This is a genomic window from uncultured Roseibium sp., from assembly GCF_947496995.1.
GTDB lineage: Bacteria > Pseudomonadota > Alphaproteobacteria > Rhizobiales > Stappiaceae > Roseibium.
Genome location: NZ_CANMFD010000004.1, coordinates 73,216 through 92,919 on the forward strand (window position 1 = coordinate 73,216; position 19,704 = coordinate 92,919).

The following is a 19,704-nucleotide window of genomic DNA, read 5'->3' on the forward strand; positions in this document are numbered from 1 at the left end:
CGGCTTATTTCGTTGCAGCTTCGTACATTTCCAGGACGTAGTCCCAGTTGATCATGTTGTCGATGAAAGCTTCCAGGTACTTCGGACGCGCGTTGCGGTAATCGATGTAATAGGAGTGCTCCCAGACATCGCAGCCGAGGATCGGTGCGGCGCCGTGAACCAGCGGATTTTCGCCGTTCGGGGTTTTCATGATTTCCAGTTTGCCGTTCTTGACGGCAAGCCAGGCCCAGCCGGAGCCGAACTGGCCGACACCGGCCGCGATGAAGTCGGCACGGAACTTGTCGAAACCGCCGAGATCGCTGTCGATCGCGGAAGACAGAGCACCCGGCAAAGACGAACCGCCGCCGTCCTTCTTCATCCATTTCCAGAAATGGATGTGGTTGTAATGCTGGCCGGCATTGTTGAACAGGCCGGCGTTCTTGCCATAGCTTCCCTTAACGATCTCTTCCAGGGACTTGCCTTCCAGGCCGCTGCCAGCAAGCAGCTCGTTGCCTTTGGTGACATACGCCTGGTGATGTTTGTCGTGGTGAAACTCGAGGGTCTCGGCAGACATGTAAGGGGCCAGTGCATCATATGCATACGGCAGATCAGGCAATTCGAAAGACATGACAAACTCCTCAAAAGGTCGGTGACAGGCAGCCCCGGGGGCATCCTTCATACGGACAAAAACCCCGACGAGGTTCCAACACCTCAAGATCGTATAACGCTCCCGCTTTCAGGTGGTTCCACATGAGAGCGGGCCGATCCAAAGCCCGACGGGCTGCGTCGAGCGGCAAAATAGAATTGCTGAGCGTGCACGGCAAGCGTGGAACCTGAAAATAAAATAAAAAATTCTTTTTAATTTGCTCCAGGGCCGGAGATCGGCCTGTCGTTGGTCCATCAGGACTAATCCGGCGACCGCATCAGCGATGGTTCAGCTCCGGCCAGCGCAAAGGATCACGGCGATGTGAACAATAGTGCGCCAAAAACAACAAGTGTGATTTCCAGCACGACACTGTCTCGAATTAACACTTATCTTTTTCAACACAGCCAATTGCGGCTGCAAACTGATTGGAGAAAGTTATGATTTTCAAGAATACATATTCAATCGCACTTGTTGTTTCCGGCAGCATCCTTCTGGCAACCACCATGTCTTCGATGGCTGGCCCCAGTGACGGAAGTAACCTCGGAGAGTGCTACAACAACTGGATTTCCTGGTGCAACGACAAGACCTCCGGCTATCCGAACAGCTGTTACGACGAAAGCTTGGACCGTTGCGACGGCATTCACAGTGCGATTTCGGTCATTCCGGCCAACAAGGTCAAATCGCTGAAGTCCAGCTCCCTGCGCAAGGCCAAGCGCGCCAACACCACTCTGGTCACCCCGACCGTTCAACCGATCCGCCGCGCGAACTGATCGTCGACCCGCTCAACTGCAAAAAGCCCTGCAATGGACGCATTGCGGGGCTTTTGCGTTTCCGTCATCGAACAAGCGGCAGGAGCATTTCCGCGTTCAATTGGATGCCGCTTTACCGGTGACTTTCGCGTGCAGGCATGGCAGGTTCGAAACGCTTCGGCCCCGGCTTTCTTGCCGTTCCCTCACCTGCCTTCCATGAGGTCTGCATGCCATCACAAGACCGCGCAGCGGCCGCGCTTGCCTTTGGCGGGTTGTTTTCCCTTGCGGCAGCCATGGGCATCGGCCGGTTTGTCTACACACCAATCCTGCCCTTCATGAGCGACGGACTGAAGCTGGCGGCGGACGATGCGGGATTGATCGCTTCGGCGAATTTCCTCGGCTATCTCGTCGGCGCCGTTGCGGCGGCTTCGAAATCTCTTCCCGGAAACGCCCGCTACTGGTTCCTGGGCGGCCTTCTTGTCAGTGCTCTGACCAGCGCGGCCATGGCAACAACCACCGCACTGCCTGCCTTCCTGCTCATTCGCTTCACTGCCGGTGCCGCCAGCGCTTTCGTGCTCGTCTTTTCGACAACCCTGGTGCTGGAACGCCTGACGGCGCGCGGCCGCGGTGACCTGTCCGCTCTGCACTTTGCCGGGGTGGGATGCGGCATCGCCTTTTCCGCCCTGCTGGTTGCCGGGCTGGGCCGGTTGGGCGCGGACTGGCAGGCCCTGTGGCTGGCAAGCGGCGCTGCCACCCTGGTGTTCCTGCTGGTCGCGGCCAGACTGGTACCCGGAGAACCTGCCGGCCCCGTTTCGGCTGTTCCGCAGAACAGCCCGGGCCCCGGCTCCAGAGCGCACTATTTGAATGGCGGCGTACTGCGCCTGATCCTTGCCTACGGTCTGTTCGGGTTCGGCTACGTGATCACCGCGACCTTCGTCTCGGTAATTGCGCGCACGACGCCTGCGCTTCAGTCCACCGAACCCTTCGTCTGGCTTGCCGTAGGCCTGTCCGCCGCACCCTCCATCTACCTCTGGAACCGGATCGCGCTTCGCATCGGCGCCCGCCGGGCGTTCGCGCTCGCCTGTCTGCTGGAAGCTTGCGGCGTCGCCCTGACGGCGGTCGCCGCCGCACCTGTGCTGTTTCTTGCGGGCGCCGCCCTTCTGGGCGCAACCTTCATGGGCATCACGGCTCTCGGCCTCATCGAGGCTAGGGTCGCGGCAAGCTCCGCAGGCCCCGCCGCGATCCGTCAAATGCTTGCCGTGATGACAGCCAGTTTCGGCGTCGGGCAGATCGTCGGGCCTTGGTTCGCCGGTGAATTGCACGCTCTAACCGGCTCATTCCAGGCACCTTCCCTGGCGGCGGCCGCGGTGCTGCTCGTCGCAGCCGTTCTGATGCTGCGTTAGGGGACGCAGCTTGGCCGGTGTGTCCACACGCGTCGCTCCCTATGCGTGGGAGAACTCCCAGTAGAGTTCCCGCGCCCGAGCCGCGATCGGGCCTGGTAGCAGTTGCCGATCCTCGATGCGCTTGACCGGCGTCACCTTGTTGTAGTTTCCGGTCGCGAAGATCTCGTCGGCTTCCAGGAATTCGCCATAGCCCATGGTGCGCTCGAAAACCTCGTAGCCTGCCGAGGACAGCAGCCGGATGATCCTTTGCCGCGTGATCCCGTCAAGGAAGGTCCCGTTCGGTGCAGGTGTATGCACCTTGCCGTCCTTGGCCATGAAGATATTGGCCGATGTCAGTTCGGCCACATTGCCGAGCATGTCGCGCACGACCGCATTGTCGAAGCCGCGATTCTTCGCCTCCAGCATCGCCCTTGCATTGTTGGGATAAAGACAGCCCGCCTTGGCGTTGACCGGCATGCACTCCATCGTCGGGCGCCGGAACGGCGACAGCGTTATGCTGACGGACGCATCCTTCGGCGCCATCGGCGCATCGAAGAGGCACAGGCAAAAGCGGGTGCTCTCCGGATCGCCGGCAATAACCCCTGCCCCGTCGTTTTCGCTCCAGTACATCGGCTTGACATAAATCTGCTTGTCGCTTGCGAATTTCGAGCAGCCTTCCCGCGTCAGCTCGACCATCTCGCCGGTCTGCATGGTCGGGTTGATGCCGAGGGCCAGCGCGGAATCATTGACGCGTTTGCAATGCAGATCGATATCCGGCATCACCCCTTCGAAAAACCGGGCACCGTCGAACACACTGGAGCCCAGCCAGGAAGCGTGGGTGCGCGGCCCCATGATCGGCGGGTTGCCTGCCTGCCAGGTCCCGTCGATCCAGGTCCAGGTTTCGCTCCATCCGCTCATGTTTCTTCCCTTTTCGAGGCCGCTGATCATCTGATTGATGTTCCGAAACAACACCCGCCGCATGGTCAGGTCAAGAGCGTGCCAAAATTTTCCGGAAACTCGCCGAGTTTATTCCGTTTTGATTTCCCGGGAGGGAAAAAACAGCAAAAAATCAAGAAAAAGCGACCGGATCATTCCAGAATTCCTCCCGAAACAGGAGATGTATCAGGCATCGGCCTGTTGACAACTCCACTCCATTGTTCCCTATATGTTCCACCCACATTCCCAAGAGGCGTTACGCAATGGAACAACGTATCTCAATGACGACACTCGCGGTCCCCGATGTTGCCGAGGCCCGGCGGTTTTTCGAGAAGGGACTGGGTTGGAAGGTCAATGCGGCCCCCTCTCCAGAAGTGGTGTTTTTCCAGGTTCCCGGCTGCGTCTTCGCGCTTTACAGCCGGTCGGCTCTTGCAGATGAAATCGGGCGTGAAGTGACCGACAACACGACCGGCGCCTTCACACTGGCGTGGAATGCGCGGTCCGAAGCCGAGGTGGACGAAGCTTTCAAAACCGCTCTTGCAGCCGGCGCCAGCCCCGTCAAACAACCGGAGAAAGCCTTCTGGGGCGGATATTCCTCCTATGTGGAGATACCCGGCGGACACCTGCTGGAAATTGCCCACAATCCCTTCTGGACCATCGAGGACGACGGATCGATCACGCTGCCGCCGCCACAATGAAGACCTGAGCGTCCCTGAAATTATTCCTGCGGCTAAGACTATTGTCGCAACGAGCGCGCTTGACGCGGGAGGTGTCACGCGGTTCTCTTCCGCGGTTCTTGAAATCATCCGTTGGAGTTCCGGCCATGGCACATGCCGCTTTTGTGTTCGATGCATACGGCACCTTGTTTGATGTGCATGCCGCCGTGCGCAAGCATGCCGCCAAACTGGGGCCCGATGCGCAGAGGCTCTCCGCGCTCTGGCGTGAAAAGCAACTCGAATATTCGTGGGTCCGCGCCCTCATGGGCCAGTACAAGGACTTCTGGGAACTGACCCAGCAAGGCCTCGACACGGCCTTCGCGCTGGTCCCTTCCGCCGACAAGTCCCTGCGGGACGAACTTCTCAGCGCCTATTGGGAACTGGATTGCTACCCGGAAGTCCCGCAGGTGCTGACGGACCTGAAGGCAAGCGGTGCCAAGGTCGCCATTCTGTCCAACGGATCGCCCGCCATGCTGGAAGCTGCGGCCAAGGCGGCCGGACTTACGGAGCTTTTCGACGAGATCTTTTCGGTGGACGACCTGAAAACCTTCAAGACCGATCCGCAGGTCTACGAGATGGTGACCACCCATTTCCGCATTTATCCCGAAGAAGTCTCCTTCCAGTCCTCGAACCGCTGGGACATCGCGGGAGCGACCGCATTCGGGTTCCGCACCGTGTGGATGAACCGGATGGGAATGCCGGACGAATATCAGGATCTTGCACCCAAGGCCGTCCTGGCCGACCTGACCGGGCTCACGGCTCTGGGGTAAGACCTTGCATGGCCGAATTTTCAGGTCCGGCGAACGCTTCTGCCTGCGCCGGAGCCTGCTTGCTGGGCTTATCCATTTTTTTGACAGTCAGAACTATTGTTTCCATTTTGGAAAAGATGTTTTGAACACCCCACAAGGTTGCAGGATTTTGAAACTGTAATATTCTCCTCTTGATCGGGAGGAAAAGAAGAGCGGCGCGCTTCTGCGGGATCACTCCAAAATCGCAAGAAAACAAAGACTTAAAAACACGAGCGAATGGTTTGACGTCTTCGGGAGCACGAGGGTCCTTTAACAGGGCCCTGCATCGGCGCTCATTTTCTCCTTGATCGTATTGGGAGGAAACCATGAAACAACTGAACACACGCAGGCAGGCCCTTCGCAAGATCGCCGGTGTCGGCGCGGCCGGTGCTGCAACTCTTGCCGCACCGCATGTCGCATCGGCACAGGGACAGACCACGACCTGGAAGATCCAGTCGTCCTGGCCCGGTGGCGCAGGCCTTCAGATCTTCAAGGACTGGTGTGCGACCATCGAGGAAAAAACAGGCGGCGAACTGGCTTTCCAGGCCTTCGGCGCAAATGACGTCGTCGGCGATTTCCAGCTCTTCGATGCCGTGAAAAACGGCGTTCTGGATGCAGTCAATCCGTTCACGATTTACGCCCAGGGCATTATTCCGGCAGCAACGTTCCTGACCAGCTACCCGCTGGGACTGCGCAACCCGCACGAATGGGATGTCTTCTACTATTCGCTCGGCGGCCTTGAAATCGCACGTGAACTCTACGCCGCGCAGAACATGATGTTCGTCGGACCTGTGCATCACGGGCCCAACATCATTCACTCCAAGGTGCCGATTCGCTCCATCGACGACTTCCGCGGCCGCAAGATGCGACTGCCGGGCGGTATGGTCGCCGAAGTCTTCACTGAAATCGGTGCGGAAACCACCGTTCTTCCGGGGTCGGAAATCTTCCCGGCTCTTGAAAAAGGCACGATCGACGTTGCCGATTATGTCGGCCCCGCGGTCAACTACTCGCTCGGCTTCAGCCAGGTGACCAAATACATCTCCATGGGCCCTCCGGGCTTCATGTCCCTGTACCAGCCGGTCGACCTTATGGACATCACCGTCGGCATGGATGCCTGGAACGCGCTCAGCCCGCAAATGCGGCAGTTCGTGGAAATGGAAACGCACGTCTATTCCGACATGCACCACGCGGCCATTCAGAAGGCCGACCAGGAGGCCTGGGAGAAGTTCGAGGCCGACGGCACCGAAATCACCCGGTTGAGCCAGGACGACGTGGAACTGATGACGGAAGTTGCCGTGCCGATCTGGTTCAACTACGCGAACCGCGACAAGGACAGCGCCCGTATCTTCAAGATCCAGCTCGACTACATGATGTCCGGCTCGCTCGGATATGTGACGCCTGAGCAGGTCGAAGGACTGGAACTCGACCTCTAGATCAACGGACGTTCATCGGTATCGATTGAACACCTGAAAGTTGATCGGCCTTTAAAGGCCGGGACGTCCTGCGTGCATCCGGACGCAGGACGTCCCGGCCCGTTCAAGACACCATGAGACCCGGACCCGTGCAGTCTTCTGCGCGGGCCCGCTTGAATTCGACTGGGGCCAGGGCGAGATCACCGATCCGCCGCCCCTGGGGAAGGGTGAGGCATGCCTCAATTGGACTTCACGTTGCCGCATTGGGCTTACTGGGTCGGACTGATCGTCTTTCCGGTCATTGCGACATTTCTCGCGAAACGGCCGAAGCCGAAACAGCGGCAATATTCGCTGGTGCTCGCCTATTTCATTCTTGTCACCGGCGGGATACTCGGCCTGCACAGGCTCTATCTGAAAAGCCTGCTGGGGCTGGTCTACATTCCCGTCTTCATCTGCATCCTGTTCGCCAATGCGCAGAGCCACGACGCTAGGTCGGTCGTGTCCGACATGGACAACCTGGTGCGTCAGTCCGAGCGGACACTCGAGCGCGAAACGGAGCGCGTCACAGCGGCGGAAACCGGTCTGCCCTCCATGCAGAGCGCTCTGGCCGGTGCCGAGGAAGGCAGTATGGCCGAGCGCCGGGCCCAGCGCGACGTACGCCGGGCAAATCAGCGGATAGACCAGGGACGCGAGCGTATCGCCGAAGCGGAAACCGCACTGTTGACGGCCAGGCCGGCGGCGGACGAAGCCCGCAAGACACTCGACTTCTGGGGCAACTTCGCGAAATACGCCTTCTGGCTGCTGCTCGCAGGCGTTCTGATCGATGCGGTCCTGCTGCCCGCGCTGGTGCGCAAGGCCAACGCCAATCTGCCCCCCGACCCGGAACTCAGCGAGGCGGAGAGAAAACTCAAGGCCCTGGAAGAAGCCGAGCGCAAGGACGACGCCAGTCACGTCTCTTCCGGCTGGACAGGCTGGATCGACCGGCTGTCGCTCTGCTGCGGCGAGTTCGTCAGCTACTGGGCGGTGATCGCGGTCATCGTCTACTACTTCGAGGTGATGAGCCGTTATGTCTTCGGCAGCCCGACCAACTGGGCTCACGAGGCGATGTATCTCATGTTCGGCATGCAGTACCTGATCGCCGGGTCCTACGCCATGCTGACGGAGTCCCATGTGCGCGTCGATATTTTCTACGCGCCCCTGTCGCGCCGCCGCAAGGCGGTCGTCGATCTGCTGACTTCGATCTTCTTCTTCATCTTCGCCGGCACGTTGCTCTACACGTCCTGGATCTTTGCCTTTGACGCAATCGCCGTCCCGTCGGGCAACGCCCTGGTCTCAGACTGGGCGCGCGGCCAGATCGGCGTCGGCGAGGCGCTGAGCAGCCTGTCCCTCTCCCAATGGACGGATCCAAACGTACGCTGGGGAGAAATCAGCTTCAACGAGTGGGAGGTACCGCTGTGGCCGATGAAGTGGGTCATGGTGCTCGGAGGCCTGCTCCTGGTGCTTCAGGGAATTTCGAAATTCGCGCAGGATCTCCGCGCGCTAATGGGCAGGGCTTGAATCCATGGGACTTGAAATCGGAATCGAGTGGCTGACACTCATCATGTTCGGCTCGCTGCTGGTCCTGCTCATGGCCGGCCTGCCGCTTGCCTTCGTGACCGGCGGCCTCGCCTGCGTCTTCCTGTTCGTGCTGGGCGATGAACGCGCGCTCAACATCGTGCCGTCACGCATCTTCCCGTTGATGACCAACTATCAGCTCTCGGCGATACCCTTGTTCATCTTCATGGCGTCGATGCTGGAACGAGCGGGCATCATCAACGAGATGTTCGACGTCATCTACAAGGTGCTCGGCGGCGTCAAGGGCGGCCTTGCGGCGGCCACTATCATTGCCTCGACGATACTGGCCGCCATGGTCGGTGTCATCGGCGCGGCGGTCGTGACCATGGGCATCATCGCGCTTCCCGCCATGCTGAAGCGCTCCTACGATCCCAAGATCGCCATGGGCTCGATCATGGCCGGCGGCACGCTCGGCATCCTGATCCCCCCGTCGATCCTGGCGATCATCTATGCCGTGGTGGCGGAACAGTCGGTCGGCGAACTCTTCATCGGTGCGGTCGTTCCCGGCCTCATGCTGTCGGGTCTCTACATTCTCTACGTCATCGTAAGCTGCGTGATCGACCCGAAGAAGGGCCCGCCGATCCCGGAAGAAGAGCGCATCCCCTTCAAGGAAAAGATGCGGCTGCTGTCGAACATGTCCGCGCCGATCGTCCTGATCGTGATCGTGCTGGGCGTGATCTTCACCGGTGTGGCCACCCCTGTCGAGGCGGCCGGGATCGGCACGTTCGGCGCCATCATCGTCGCAGCCATTCACCGCAATCTCGACTGGCAGACACTGCGTGAAGCGTCCCTGACCACCCTCAAGGCGTCCGCCATGGTGATCTGGATCATGTTCGGCGCGACGATCTTCGTCGGGCTGTATGTGCTCGAGGGCGGCCAGCAATTCGTGCAAGGAGCGCTTGAAGCCACGGGCCTCGGCCCCTGGGGCATCCTGATCATCATGCAGCTTGTCCTGGTCGTGCTCGGCATGTTCCTCGACTGGGTCGGAATTCTCCTCCTCTGCGTGCCGATCTTCGTGCCGATCATCAAGGCACTGGGCGCGGCCTCCTTCGGTCTCGACAGCCCGGACGATCTGGTGCTGTGGTTCGGGGTTTTGTATCTGGTCAACATGCAGATGAGCTTCCTGTCACCACCCTTCGGCTATGCACTCTTCTATCTGCGCGGCGTCGCGCCGAAAGAAATTCCGATGACGGACATCTTCAAATCCGCCCTGCCCTTCCTGGCACTGCAGATCGTCGGACTTGTCCTGTGCATGATGTTCCCGGAATTGATCACCTGGCTGCCGAACATGGTCTACGGCTGATTTTCAGCCGCATCGAAGAACGCCTGGGCCGCACTTGTCATGAGTGCGGCCCTTGCTGCGAGAAACGTTACTGTGCAAAGAGAGAAACATCACAAAACAAATAAAATTTGTTGTTTTACGATAATTTTTAAATGCAAAACGTTTTTCAAGCATTGAACCATGCCGTTGTCCGGCATAGCATCACCGCGATCTGATCGACCCTGTGGAGACGGCTATGAGCACCCTTGAAGGACTTGAACGGGACAAGCGGCTGACGCGGATACGGCGGCTCTCGAACGTGATGAAATGGTTTGTGACAGCCTTGCTGATCCTGATTTCCGTTGTCAGCGCAATTCTGGTTTTCATCCTTCTGCTGCCCGCCCTTCTCGATATCTCGACCGGAATGCTCGATCTGGCCGGGAAAGAGCGGAGACTGGGCGACATTCCCCTCGCCCAGCGCCTTGGCCTGATTGCAATGGTGCTGTTCGCCTTTTTCCTGCTCCGCAAAATTCTCTGGAACATCCGCCAGCTCTTCGCCCAGTTTCAGGGCGGCGCGTTTTTCGCCCCCGCCACGCAGGCTCACGTTCTGAACGCCGGTCTCTGGCTGCTGGCCTATGGTGTCTTCGACATCCTCAGCGACCCGATCAGTTCCGTACTCCTGACCTGGGACAATGCGCCGGGCGAACGCAGCCTTGAGATTGCATTGAACGGCGGAGAGTTCTTCTTCCTTGTTTTCGGAGCGCTCATGCTCGTGTTCGGCTGGATCATGCGCGAGGCCGCCGCGCTTGCGAACGAAAACCGCCAGTTTGTCTGACGCCGCGCTCCTGGAGCCTTCAGCCGCCATCCGGTGAACAAAGGAATGCAATGCCGATAATCGTGGAACTTGATGTGATGCTCGCCCGCCGGAAGATGCGATCCAGGGAACTTGCGGAGCGCATCGGCATTACCGAGCAGAATGTGTCCCTGCTCAAGTCGGGCAAGGTGAAAGGCATCCGGTTCGAAACGCTTGAGCAGATCTGCGCCGCGCTCGAGTGCCAGCCCGGCGACATTCTCGTCTACCAACCTCCCGAAGAGCCGAAAGACTGATCCTCCAGGGGGAGCAGTGCTGGCAAACGCGAACGCCCAACAGCCCCGCGCAAGTTTCAACGGGTACTCCAACACTGGAGAGTCCAACGACACCCCGGTTGACACAGGTGAGGCCCGCTGGAATGCAACAGACCCATTTTTACTCGGAAGACCGGCCCACACCCGCGACCAGAACCCGTCTGCGTTCCGGCAAACTGTTCGACCTGGACAAAAAGCCGATCTGTGAATGCACGCTCTATGATCTGGAAGACGGCGATATCGGCATTGTCGTGGCGGAAACCGAGTTGTCCGTACCGGACCGGGTCCTTATTCAGGACAACAAGGATCTGACACTGGCATTCACCCAGATCTGCTGGCGCATGGGCCCCTATCTCTTCGGCGCCTATCTGGAGCCGCCGATACCGCTTGGGATGACAGTGGACCCCTGACAGGAATTCCTGCCGCAATCTCCGGGCCGGACGCCTATTTTGCCTGCGGTGTCATTTCCTCGAAACAGACCAGTTCCTGATCTACCGGGTCCCAGGATAGCGCGCGTGACACGTAGATGGCCCGTTCCGGTGTGACGCTTTCCGGATCATCCAGAGACGACGCCCGGACGACCACGAGTCCCTCCATGCCATCGCGCGTATGATAAAGAGCGCTGCCGCAGATGGGACAGAACCGCCTGTTGATGGTCCGGCCGCTATCGGCGGTCTTTTCAAATTCGGTAACCGTGCCCGTCAGCGAGAAGGCTTCTTGCGCAAAGACGCTGTGCGTCGCGTGCCCTGTACCACCGATCCTGCGGCAGTCCCGGCAATAGCATTTCACCGTGACCGTCGGCGGCGCATCGCACACATAGCGCACCGCCTCGCAGAGGCACCCTCCGGTCAGCTTTCGGGACATGTGCCTGCTTCTCCTGCGATCTTGTGTTATTCGGCCGCCTCGGCAGACCCGTAGCCAAGCTGTTCGTTCAGCTTGCCGATGAGGCCGACGGCGGCTTCCGCGATCACCGTTCCCGGCGGGAAGATCGCCGCCGCGCCGGCTTTGTAGAGCGCATCGTAATCCCCCGGCGGCACGACACCACCAACGACGATCATGATGTCCTCCCGGCCTTCCTCGGCCAGCGCTTTCTTCAGTGCGGGCACCAGCGTCAGGTGCCCGGCGGCAAGCGAGGACACGCCGACCACATGGACGTCGTTCTCCACCGCCTGCCGGGCGGCTTCTTCCGGCGTCTGGAACAGCGGGCCGATATCGACGTCGAAACCGAGATCGGCAAAGGCGGAGGCGATCACCTTCTGGCCGCGGTCGTGGCCGTCCTGCCCCATCTTGGCGACGAGGATGCGGGGCCGGCGACCGTCATTGTCCTCAAAGGCCTCGACCAGCTTCTGAACTTTTTCGATGGTCCCGGACATGGCGCCCGCCTCCCGCTTGTAGACCCCGGAAATCGACTTGATCTCGGCCTTGTGCCGGTCGAAGACCTTTTCCATTGCCAGGGAAATTTCCCCGACAGTCGCCATGGCGCGGGCCGCCTTGACCGAAAGATCCAGCAGATTGCCTTCGCCGGTTTCGGCACATGTCGTCAGCGCATCGAGCGCTGCCTGGGTTTCCGCTTCGTTGCGCTCCGCCCGCAGCCGCTTCAGCTTGTCGATCTGGGCAGCGCGCACCTGCGCGTTGTCGACCTTCAGGACGTCGATGTCCTGCTCGCTCTCCGGCTTGTATTTGTTGACACCGACCACCGTCTGGGCGCCGCCGTCGATCCGCGCCTGGGTCTTGGCGGCGGCTTCCTCGATGCGCAGCTTCGGAATGCCCTTCTCGATGGCCTTGGCCATGCCGCCGAGCTCTTCCACTTCGCGAATATGTGCCATCGCCTTTTCCGCAAGATCCGCGGTCAGCTTCTCGACATAATACGACCCGCCCCAGGGATCGATCACCTGGGTGGTGCCGCTTTCCTGCTGCAGGAACAACTGGGTGTTGCGGGCGATGCGCGCCGAGAAATCCGTCGGCAGGGCCAGCGCCTCGTCCAGCGCGTTCGTGTGCAGCGACTGGGTGTGGCCTTGCGTCGCCGCCATCGCCTCGACACAGGTGCGGATCACGTTGTTGAAGACGTCCTGAGCGGTCAGCGACCAGCCGGATGTCTGGGAGTGGGTGCGCAGGGACAGGGACTTCGGGTTCTTCGGCTGGAAGTTTTCTTCCATCAGCGTCGCCCAGATCAGCCGCGCCGCGCGCAGCTTGGCGACTTCCATGAAGAAGTTCATGCCGATGGCCCAGAAGAACGAAAGCCTCGGAGCGAACTGGTCGATATCCATGCCGGCGGCGACACCGGCGCGGGCATATTCGATCCCGTCGGCAATCGTATAGGCCAGTTCCAGGTCCGCCGTCGCACCGGCTTCCTGCATGTGATAGCCGGAAATCGAGATCGAGTTGAAGCGCGGCATGTTCTGCGACGTGAACTGGAAGATATCCGAGATGATCCGCATCGAATGGCTGGGCGGATAGATATAGGTGTTGCGGACCATGAACTCCTTCAGAATATCGTTCTGAATGGTTCCCGACAGGTCCTTCCAGGCAACCCCCTGCTCTTCCGCGGCAACGATATAGAGCGCCAGAACAGGCAGGACCGCGCCGTTCATGGTCATGGAGACGCTCATCTTGTCCAGCGGGATGCCGGAAAACAGCGTGCGCATGTCATAGATGGAATCGATCGCCACACCTGCCATGCCGACATCGCCGGAAACACGCGGATGGTCGCTGTCGTAGCCCCGGTGGGTGGCAAGATCGAAGGCCACCGACAGGCCTTTCTGGCCGGCGGCCAGATTGCGCCGGTAAAAGGCGTTTGAATCCTCCGCCGTGGAAAATCCGGCATATTGGCGCACGGTCCAGGGCTGCTGCACGTACATCGTCGGATAGGGCCCGCGCAGGAAAGGCGGCAGGCCGGGCCAGGTATCCACATGCTTCAGACCGTCAAGTTCCGCTGCCTGATAGACCGGCGGTACCTCGATGTCCTCCGGCGTCCGCCAGCCCGGCTGTGATCCGGGCTCCGCCGACTTCAAAAAATTGCCGAACGGCTTTCCAGCGTAATTCGGGATCCTGCTCATTTTAGGACCTCCTGATCAGATTGCCCGCCATCATAGACCGATTTCAGGTGCCTATGCGCGTCTTTCAAAAGGGCCAGCAGATCGCAGCCGCCGTAAAGGAATGTGTCCACGCCCGCCCCTTTATAGTCCGCCTCGCCCGCGCCCGGCCTGCCTGCCACATAAAGATGTGCGGCCCCGGCGTCCTTCAGCGCGCGCGCCGCGCTTTCCGCCTCGACTTCATAGACATCATCGGAGGAGGCAAGGCAGGCAAGCGTGGCGCCACTTTCCTTGAACGCAGCAAGAAGCGCTTCCAGCGAAGCGTGGACTGCCGGTCCGTCCGCCCGAATGCCGCCCGCAGCAAAGGCATTTGCCGTCCAGGCGGCTCTCGGCGTGAACTGCGCCGGAGTGCCAAGACTTGCCAGAAAGATTTTTGGCGGCGCACCGGTTGCCGCCTCGAAGCTTGCCGCGGCTGCGCGCAGCTCTTCGAAGGGCTCGGCGATCCGGCCTGCAGCCAGGATGGGAAAGGAATGATCGCGGTTCCCCTGACCTTCTCTCGCGGCAGGATCGACCAAGGGAGCACCCTCAAAAGCCAGCGTCCGCAGTGCCTTGAACCACAGGCCGTCGCCCGGCGCGGGCAGTGCCGAAAGATCCGGCAGCTCTCGCTGCGCAGAACGCACGGCGTCTGCGCTCTCGTGAAGCACGGAGACGGCCTTTTCCGAGAGATCCGGGAACTCGCTCACTCCGGTGATCGGGCGCTTCCTGCGGCCGACATTGCTGTCCCGCTCGGCTTTTGCCGCGCTGATGTGCTTTTGGACGAGCCCTTGGCTGAGCGCGGCCGCCAGTCCACCTGCCGCCTCGATCTCCTGAAACAGCTCCCAGGCAGCCTTGCAGAGTTTCTCGGTCCTGTCTTCCATCGCACCGGATCCAGCAGCCGGGTCCGTCACCTTCGCCAGATTGCTCTCTTCCAGTAGAATGGACTGGGTGTTGCGTGCCAGCCTGCGGGCAAAACCGTCCGGCAGACCGACGGCAAGCGTGTGCGGCAGGACGCAGACACTGTCGGCGCCGCCGATACCGGCTGCGAAGGCCGCAACGGTGTTGCGCAGCAGATTGACCCAGGGGTCGCGTGCAGTCAGCATCCGGTAAGACGTCGTCATATGCAGCGCCGCCGGGGATTGCGGCAGTCCCGCCTCCTCCAGCACGCAGGACCACAGGGCACGTATCGCCCGTGCCTTTGCAATCGTGCCGAACTGGTCGGCGTCCGCCACCAGGCACATGGATATCCGCTCCGCCCACTCATCCGGCGGCAGACCGGCGCCTTCAAGCGCGCGCAGATGGGCGACCGCAGCCGAAAGCACAAAAGCCAGTTCCTGAACCGCTGTCGCACCGGCATTGTGCCAGACCGCGCCATCGGCATTCATGACCCGCGCCGGACTGCCGATCTCCCGCGCGGCGAGGACGACGTCCTGCAAACGCTTCGTGACAACTTCAAAGTCCTGATCTGGCGCTGCCTTCGTGGCCATCCAGCCATAGGGGTCGAAAGCTGAGGTGATGGCGACCAGCGACGGGTCGATCTTGCGCTTTTCCAGAAGCGCCAGCACCAGCGCCAGAAATTCAGGTGTCTGCGGCCCCGCATCGATGCGTATATTTATAAGGTCTGGCTGAACGTCTTTGAGAAGAGCTTCCATGCCTGCCAGATCGGCGACGCCGATGGCATGATCATGCATCGCAAGAGCGCCCGGCAGAACCAGCTCAAGTCCGCTTGCTCCGGATTGGAGATCGTCAAGGATCTGCTGATTGGCCTTGTCCGGATCCGCGATGTCGATCTTCTGAACGACCGTCCAGTCGCCCTCCCCGGAGCGGAGCGATCGGGCGGGTGTGTCCGAGCGGCGCGCGTAAAGCGGCGCAATCTCCAGACCGTCTTCGGTCGATCCGAAAAGTTTCTCTCTCGGCGTTCCCTTCAGGGCCTTGTCGACGGATGCCCACCACGCCTTCTCGTCAGAGGAAAAGAAACTGTCGGGTCCGGTAAAGCTGCGCGGCATTGCAATCATCTCCCTTGGCACCGTTTTAGTCCCCGGCCTTCAAGCTTGGCAACTCAGCAGAAAGGGTAAGGTTGGCCCGCCAACGACATGACCTAAGGTAATGTTTGCGATTTCCGACAAGAATCCGAATGGACGAAGTGCTTACTTCCCCACCGGAAATAAATTTACAGCGCAAATTTTGCGCCTGTTCTTCGACAATAAAAGACGATGAGCATGTAGAAAGAAGGCAGAATTTGCAGAAGATGACAAGAAACTGTCAAATTTTTGGCGTATTAAGCCAAATTCACCGATTTTCCCTATTGGTACGATCATCAATTGTATTGTAGCTTATGGCTGTTGACGCATGGGAATTTCTACCCCCCGATAATGAAGTGCGCGGCATTCGGGTTCAGTCTTCACCTGCAAGGGTTGGACGGGACACGTGACTAACCCATCAGCGGACGAATCCTCAGGAATTTTCGAGGAGTCTGCAAAAAAGCGGCAAAAAACAGGCCGCAAAGGATGTGCACAGTGCTTGATCAAACGGAATTGAAAAGCAAACTCAGAGCAATCTCGGAAGCAAACGCAGCCCACCACGTTCTGGATATTCTTGAATCCAACCTTCGGCGCATGGGCGCGACACATATTCTCATCACTGGCCTGCCGATGCCGAACCGTCCGATCGACAACCTCGTTCAGCGGTTTCGTTGGCCCGACCAGCGCAATGACGGAATTGAAAGCACTTCGCTTTCCGCAAACGACAGCGCACTGATGCTTGGCCTCGGCTCCAACAGAGCCCGGATCTGGACAATTACCGCAGGCGACATGGAGCATTCGGATCTTCTGGCTTCCGCCGGCGAAGGCAGCCAGATCGTGGTCGTTCCGGTTACCGAACTCTATCCGTTCCAGGCATTCGTGTTTGCAAGCGGTCCCGCGCTGCAGGTCAACAAATACGATCTTGCCAACCTGGAAGTTCTGTCGGCTGCAGCCTTCTCCCGTCTGCGCGAACTCGGCGTGATTTCCGGTCAGCGCCCGGGCGCCCTGTCGACCCGCGAGCGCCGTGTTCTCGAACTCACCGCCTATGGCAAGACGGCAGGTCAGATTGCCGACGTGCTCGACATCTCCCAGCGGACTGTCCATGCACATCTGCAGAACGCCAGCGTCAAGCTGAACGCTTCCAACAAGACACACACTGTTGTCGAGGCGCTCCGCTACGGCCAGATCAGCGTTTAACTTCGGAAAGCCATGGGGCTTAACGCCTCCGGGGTTTTCACTGCCACAAACAATCAAGGCGCGCCGGTGGCGCGCCTTTTTCAATTGAAATCCATGGTGACGTCATCAACCGTGACTGACCGGCGCGCCACGCCAGGCGGCAGCGCCAGTTGTCTCAGTAGGTCATCATCGGCGGCAGTTCCTTGGCCTGATCGACCCACTTGGTCACCTGGCTTTCGCTGGGAACCTGTCGCACGAGTTTCTTGTCCGCGTTCACTTCCTGCATCTTCGCCGCAAGATTGGCCGCGTTCCGGTTCCTGAGTTCCTTGACCGTGTCGACACCGGCTGCTTCCAGGAGTTCGGAATATTCCTCTCCGACGCCGCTGATGCGCATCAGGTCGGCCATATTGGCCCACTTCAGAAGGCGCTTGCCCTCAATTCCGGTTTCGTCCTCGAGAGCCTTGCGCCCTTTCGGGTCTTTTGCCCGTTCCAGAAACGCTCCCGTAGTCTTGATTCCGACCTTACCCAGCTTTTCAGCATAGGTCGGGCCGATGCCCTCGATTTCGGCAATTGAATAAGACATCCGCACAGAACTCCCTTCCAGACCGGTGACCGAACGCTGGGGCAGTCAGACGATTTGGCTCAGTCCCGGAATTTGTGAAACCACTTCATCCACAACGTCTTCCCCTGCTTTTTCCTTAGCATAGGAGATGAGTTCTTTGACAACACTTTGAACCCCGTTCATGTCGAGTCCGGCATTTGTCAACTCATTTAGCGCCGCCATGGCGCCCATTCCGCCACCCATCATGCTGCCCAGGCCGCCCAGAAGGCCGCCGCCGGAAGACTGCTGCTCACGCGCGGCAACCAGCTCGGTTGCTCCCGGAAGAGCGTCGAAGATAAGCTGCATCTTGTCTTCGGGGCCTTCCTTGTTCAGAAAACCGAGGATGATGCCGATGGCGTTCTTGGCGACATCTTCATCGATTCCCGCTGCTGCCATGATCCGGTTGACGAGTTCTTCCATACCGTTCTCCCAATTCAACAAGCTTGCGCTGCATCCGCCCGGCACACCAAGTGCCGGCGCTTCAGGTCCCCGCGCTTTCGTTTATGGACTCAAAATAAGCTGACCCTCTATACAAGGCCGGACGCAGGTCCGTCGATGGGGCAAAATCACCGCTCCCTGGTATTAAGTCAGGGACGCGCATTTTTTCCCGGGCTGGGTTAGGCTGCCGCAACGACGACCGGATTCGGAGGGAGACAGCGGAATCGTGACGGCAAAAGACAGTATATTTATCGGTGCCAGCACCAGGACCGAAACCCTGGCCCTCAAGCTCGCGAACCGACATGGTCTCATCGCGGGCGCGACCGGCACCGGCAAGACCGTTTCCCTGCAAATTCTGGCCGAGGGCTTTTCCAAGGCCGGTGTCCCGGTTTTCTGCGCCGATATCAAGGGCGACCTGTCGGGCCTGGCCGCGGAAGGCGTGTCCAAGGATTTCCTGGAAAAACGGGCCAGGGAAGTCGGACTGGAGAAAACCTACAGCTACAAGGCCTTTCCGGCCGTCTTCTGGGATCTGTTCGGCGAGCAGGGTCATCCCGTCCGCACCACGGTATCGGAAATCGGTCCGCTGCTGCTGGCCCGCCTCCTGGAACTCAACGACACCCAGGAAGGCGTGCTCAACATCATGTTCGAGCTGGCCGACGACGAAGGTCTGCTGCTTCTCGACCTGAAAGACCTGCGCGCCATGCTCGCCCATGTGGCCGAGCGCGCGTCCGAGCTTTCCACCCTTTACGGCAATGTCTCGAAAGCCTCGATCGGCGCGATCCAGAGAAGGCTTCTGGTGCTTGAGCGCCAGGGCGGCGAAAACTTCTTCGGCGAGCCGGCGCTCGACATCCGCGACCTGATCCGAACCGCGCCGGACGGCCGGGGCGTGATCAACATTCTGGCCGCCGACAAGCTGATGACCTCGCCGCGGCTTTACGGGGTGTTCCTGCTCTGGCTGCTGTCCGAGCTTTTCGAGGAACTTCCCGAGATCGGCGATCCGGAAAAACCGAAGCTGGTGTTTTTCTTCGATGAGGCCCACCTTCTGTTCACCGATGCCCCCAAGGCACTGGTCGAAAAGGTGGAGCAGGTCGTGCGCCTGATCCGTTCCAAGGGGGTCGGCGTCTATTTCGTCACCCAAAACCCGCTCGATGTTCCTGAAACCGTGCTGTCCCAGCTCGGCAATCGCATTCAGCACGCCCTGCGGGCTTTCACCCCGCGCGACCAGAAGGCCGTTCGGGCTGCCGCGGAAACCTTCCGGCCAAATCCGGACCTCAACACCGAGCGTGTCATCACCGAGCTGGGTGTCGGTGAAGCTCTGGTTTCCACGCTGGAAGGCAAGGGAATTCCCTCGGTGGTGGAACGCACGCTGATCCGCCCGCCGTCCTCGCGGCTTGGCCCGATTACAAAGGCCGAGCGGCGCACGCTCATGCAATCCGGCCCGGTCTTCGGCATATACGACCGCACCAAGGACAGGAAATCCGCCTATGAAATCCTGACCGGCCGTGCGGAAGAAACGCAACGCCAGGAAGAGCGCCGCCGGGAGAAGGAAGAAAATCAGGTCCGCAAGCACGGCGAACCGCGCCGGAGCCGCTCGGGATTCCAGCTGCCCGACTTCGGCCGCGACGATCGCCCGCGCAGGGACAGCGTCCAACGACGCACGAACCGCCGCAGCCAGCGCGACAACGTGCTGGAAGCCGGCCTCAAGTCGGCAGCCCGAAGCCTCGGCACCTCGCTCGGCAGAGCTCTGGTCCGCGGTCTTCTCGGGTCCCTGAAACGCGGCAACTGAGCGACC

General features: G+C 60.0%; 20 protein-coding genes. 12 read left to right on the plus strand and 8 right to left on the minus strand.

Features of this window, described 5'->3' with window-relative positions; translation table 11 throughout:
- Window positions 1-4: 4 nt before the first annotated feature.
- Entirely contained in the window at window positions 5-607 is a 603-nt protein-coding gene (locus Q1B40_RS16360; protein WP_299816700.1) for a superoxide dismutase, read from the minus strand.
- A 455-nt stretch (window positions 608-1,062) separates the two neighbouring features.
- Between Q1B40_RS16360 and Q1B40_RS16365 the strand changes: the two genes are divergently transcribed.
- Window positions 1,063-1,395, plus strand: coding sequence for a hypothetical protein (locus tag Q1B40_RS16365; protein WP_299816702.1), 333 nt, complete (start codon window positions 1,063-1,065; stop codon window positions 1,393-1,395).
- A 206-nt stretch (window positions 1,396-1,601) separates the two neighbouring features.
- Window positions 1,602-2,777 carry a YbfB/YjiJ family MFS transporter gene (locus Q1B40_RS16370; RefSeq protein ID WP_299816704.1) on the plus strand — a complete coding sequence of 392 codons (1,176 nt, stop codon included), beginning with the start codon at window positions 1,602-1,604 and terminating at the stop codon, window positions 2,775-2,777.
- A gap of 39 nt (window positions 2,778-2,816) precedes the next feature.
- Here the strand turns inward: Q1B40_RS16370 and Q1B40_RS16375 are convergent, their stop codons facing one another.
- Window positions 2,817-3,674, minus strand: a complete 858-nt coding sequence (locus Q1B40_RS16375; protein WP_299816706.1) for a branched-chain amino acid aminotransferase — start codon at window positions 3,672-3,674, stop codon at window positions 2,817-2,819.
- A gap of 281 nt (window positions 3,675-3,955) precedes the next feature.
- Between Q1B40_RS16375 and Q1B40_RS16380 the strand changes: the two genes are divergently transcribed.
- On the plus strand, window positions 3,956-4,390 hold the full coding sequence (locus Q1B40_RS16380; protein ID WP_299816708.1) for a VOC family protein: 435 nt from the start codon (window positions 3,956-3,958) through the stop codon (window positions 4,388-4,390).
- Window positions 4,391-4,515: 125 nt separating this feature from the next.
- Window positions 4,516-5,178 carry a haloacid dehalogenase type II gene (locus Q1B40_RS16385; RefSeq protein WP_299816710.1) on the plus strand — a complete coding sequence of 221 codons (663 nt, stop codon included), beginning with the start codon at window positions 4,516-4,518 and terminating at the stop codon, window positions 5,176-5,178.
- Here Q1B40_RS16385 and Q1B40_RS16390 read toward each other — a convergent pair.
- Window positions 5,162-5,524, minus strand: a complete 363-nt coding sequence (locus tag Q1B40_RS16390) for a hypothetical protein (RefSeq protein ID WP_299816712.1) — start codon at window positions 5,522-5,524, stop codon at window positions 5,162-5,164. The two genes, Q1B40_RS16385 and Q1B40_RS16390, sit on opposite strands and share 17 nt — an antisense overlap.
- Here Q1B40_RS16390 and dctP point away from each other — a divergent pair.
- From dctP to Q1B40_RS16420, 6 genes are all read left to right on the plus strand, one after another.
- Entirely contained in the window at window positions 5,523-6,629 is a 1,107-nt protein-coding gene (dctP, locus tag Q1B40_RS16395) for a TRAP transporter substrate-binding protein DctP (RefSeq protein ID WP_299816714.1), read from the plus strand. The two genes, Q1B40_RS16390 and dctP, sit on opposite strands and share 2 nt — an antisense overlap.
- Window positions 6,630-6,842: 213 nt before the next feature.
- Window positions 6,843-8,165 (plus strand): TRAP transporter small permease subunit, encoded by a 1,323-nt coding sequence (locus Q1B40_RS16400; protein WP_299816716.1) that lies wholly within the window; start codon window positions 6,843-6,845, stop codon window positions 8,163-8,165.
- 4 nt (window positions 8,166-8,169) lie between these two features.
- Complete coding sequence (locus Q1B40_RS16405; RefSeq protein ID WP_299816718.1) at window positions 8,170-9,525, plus strand: TRAP transporter large permease subunit; 1,356 nt, start codon at window positions 8,170-8,172, stop codon at window positions 9,523-9,525.
- Between the two features lie 214 nt (window positions 9,526-9,739).
- Window positions 9,740-10,318, plus strand: coding sequence for a DUF2975 domain-containing protein (locus Q1B40_RS16410; protein WP_299816720.1), 579 nt, complete (start codon window positions 9,740-9,742; stop codon window positions 10,316-10,318).
- 50 nt (window positions 10,319-10,368) lie between these two features.
- A complete protein-coding gene (locus Q1B40_RS16415) occupies window positions 10,369-10,590 on the plus strand; it encodes a helix-turn-helix transcriptional regulator (protein WP_299816722.1) in 222 nt (73 codons plus the stop codon).
- 122 nt (window positions 10,591-10,712) lie between these two features.
- On the plus strand, window positions 10,713-11,018 hold the full coding sequence (locus Q1B40_RS16420; protein ID WP_299816724.1) for a hypothetical protein: 306 nt from the start codon (window positions 10,713-10,715) through the stop codon (window positions 11,016-11,018).
- Window positions 11,019-11,052: 34 nt separating this feature from the next.
- Here Q1B40_RS16420 and Q1B40_RS16425 read toward each other — a convergent pair whose 3' ends face one another.
- The 3 genes from Q1B40_RS16425 to Q1B40_RS16435 are packed head-to-tail and all read right to left on the minus strand — an operon-like array spanning window position 11,053 to window position 15,682.
- The gene (locus Q1B40_RS16425) at window positions 11,053-11,472 is read right to left on the minus strand and encodes a GFA family protein (RefSeq protein WP_299816726.1); all 420 of its coding nucleotides are present in this window, start codon (window positions 11,470-11,472) and stop codon (window positions 11,053-11,055) included.
- Window positions 11,473-11,498: 26 nt separating this feature from the next.
- Window positions 11,499-13,664 carry a methylmalonyl-CoA mutase gene (scpA, locus tag Q1B40_RS16430; protein WP_299816728.1) on the minus strand — a complete coding sequence of 722 codons (2,166 nt, stop codon included), beginning with the start codon at window positions 13,662-13,664 and terminating at the stop codon, window positions 11,499-11,501.
- Window positions 13,661-15,682 carry a methylmalonyl-CoA mutase family protein gene (locus tag Q1B40_RS16435; RefSeq protein ID WP_299816730.1) on the minus strand — a complete coding sequence of 674 codons (2,022 nt, stop codon included), beginning with the start codon at window positions 15,680-15,682 and terminating at the stop codon, window positions 13,661-13,663. The genes scpA and Q1B40_RS16435 overlap by 4 nt, the downstream gene beginning before the upstream one ends.
- 501 nt (window positions 15,683-16,183) lie before the next feature.
- Between Q1B40_RS16435 and Q1B40_RS16440 the strand changes: the two genes are divergently transcribed.
- Window positions 16,184-16,894, plus strand: a complete 711-nt coding sequence (locus Q1B40_RS16440; RefSeq protein ID WP_235867120.1) for a helix-turn-helix transcriptional regulator — start codon at window positions 16,184-16,186, stop codon at window positions 16,892-16,894.
- Window positions 16,895-17,048: 154 nt separating this feature from the next.
- Here the strand turns inward: Q1B40_RS16440 and Q1B40_RS16445 are convergent, their stop codons facing one another.
- Together Q1B40_RS16445 and Q1B40_RS16450 are read right to left on the minus strand one after the other, a co-directional pair.
- A complete protein-coding gene (locus tag Q1B40_RS16445; RefSeq protein WP_299816734.1) occupies window positions 17,049-17,456 on the minus strand; it encodes a DUF4332 domain-containing protein in 408 nt (135 codons plus the stop codon).
- Window positions 17,457-17,501: 45 nt separating this feature from the next.
- On the minus strand, window positions 17,502-17,894 hold the full coding sequence (locus tag Q1B40_RS16450) for a DUF2780 domain-containing protein (RefSeq protein ID WP_299816736.1): 393 nt from the start codon (window positions 17,892-17,894) through the stop codon (window positions 17,502-17,504).
- Between the two features lie 244 nt (window positions 17,895-18,138).
- Here Q1B40_RS16450 and Q1B40_RS16455 point away from each other — a divergent pair, with 244 nt between their 5' ends.
- The gene (locus tag Q1B40_RS16455; protein ID WP_299816738.1) at window positions 18,139-19,698 is read left to right on the plus strand and encodes a helicase HerA-like domain-containing protein; all 1,560 of its coding nucleotides are present in this window, start codon (window positions 18,139-18,141) and stop codon (window positions 19,696-19,698) included.
- Window positions 19,699-19,704 lie beyond the last annotated feature (6 nt).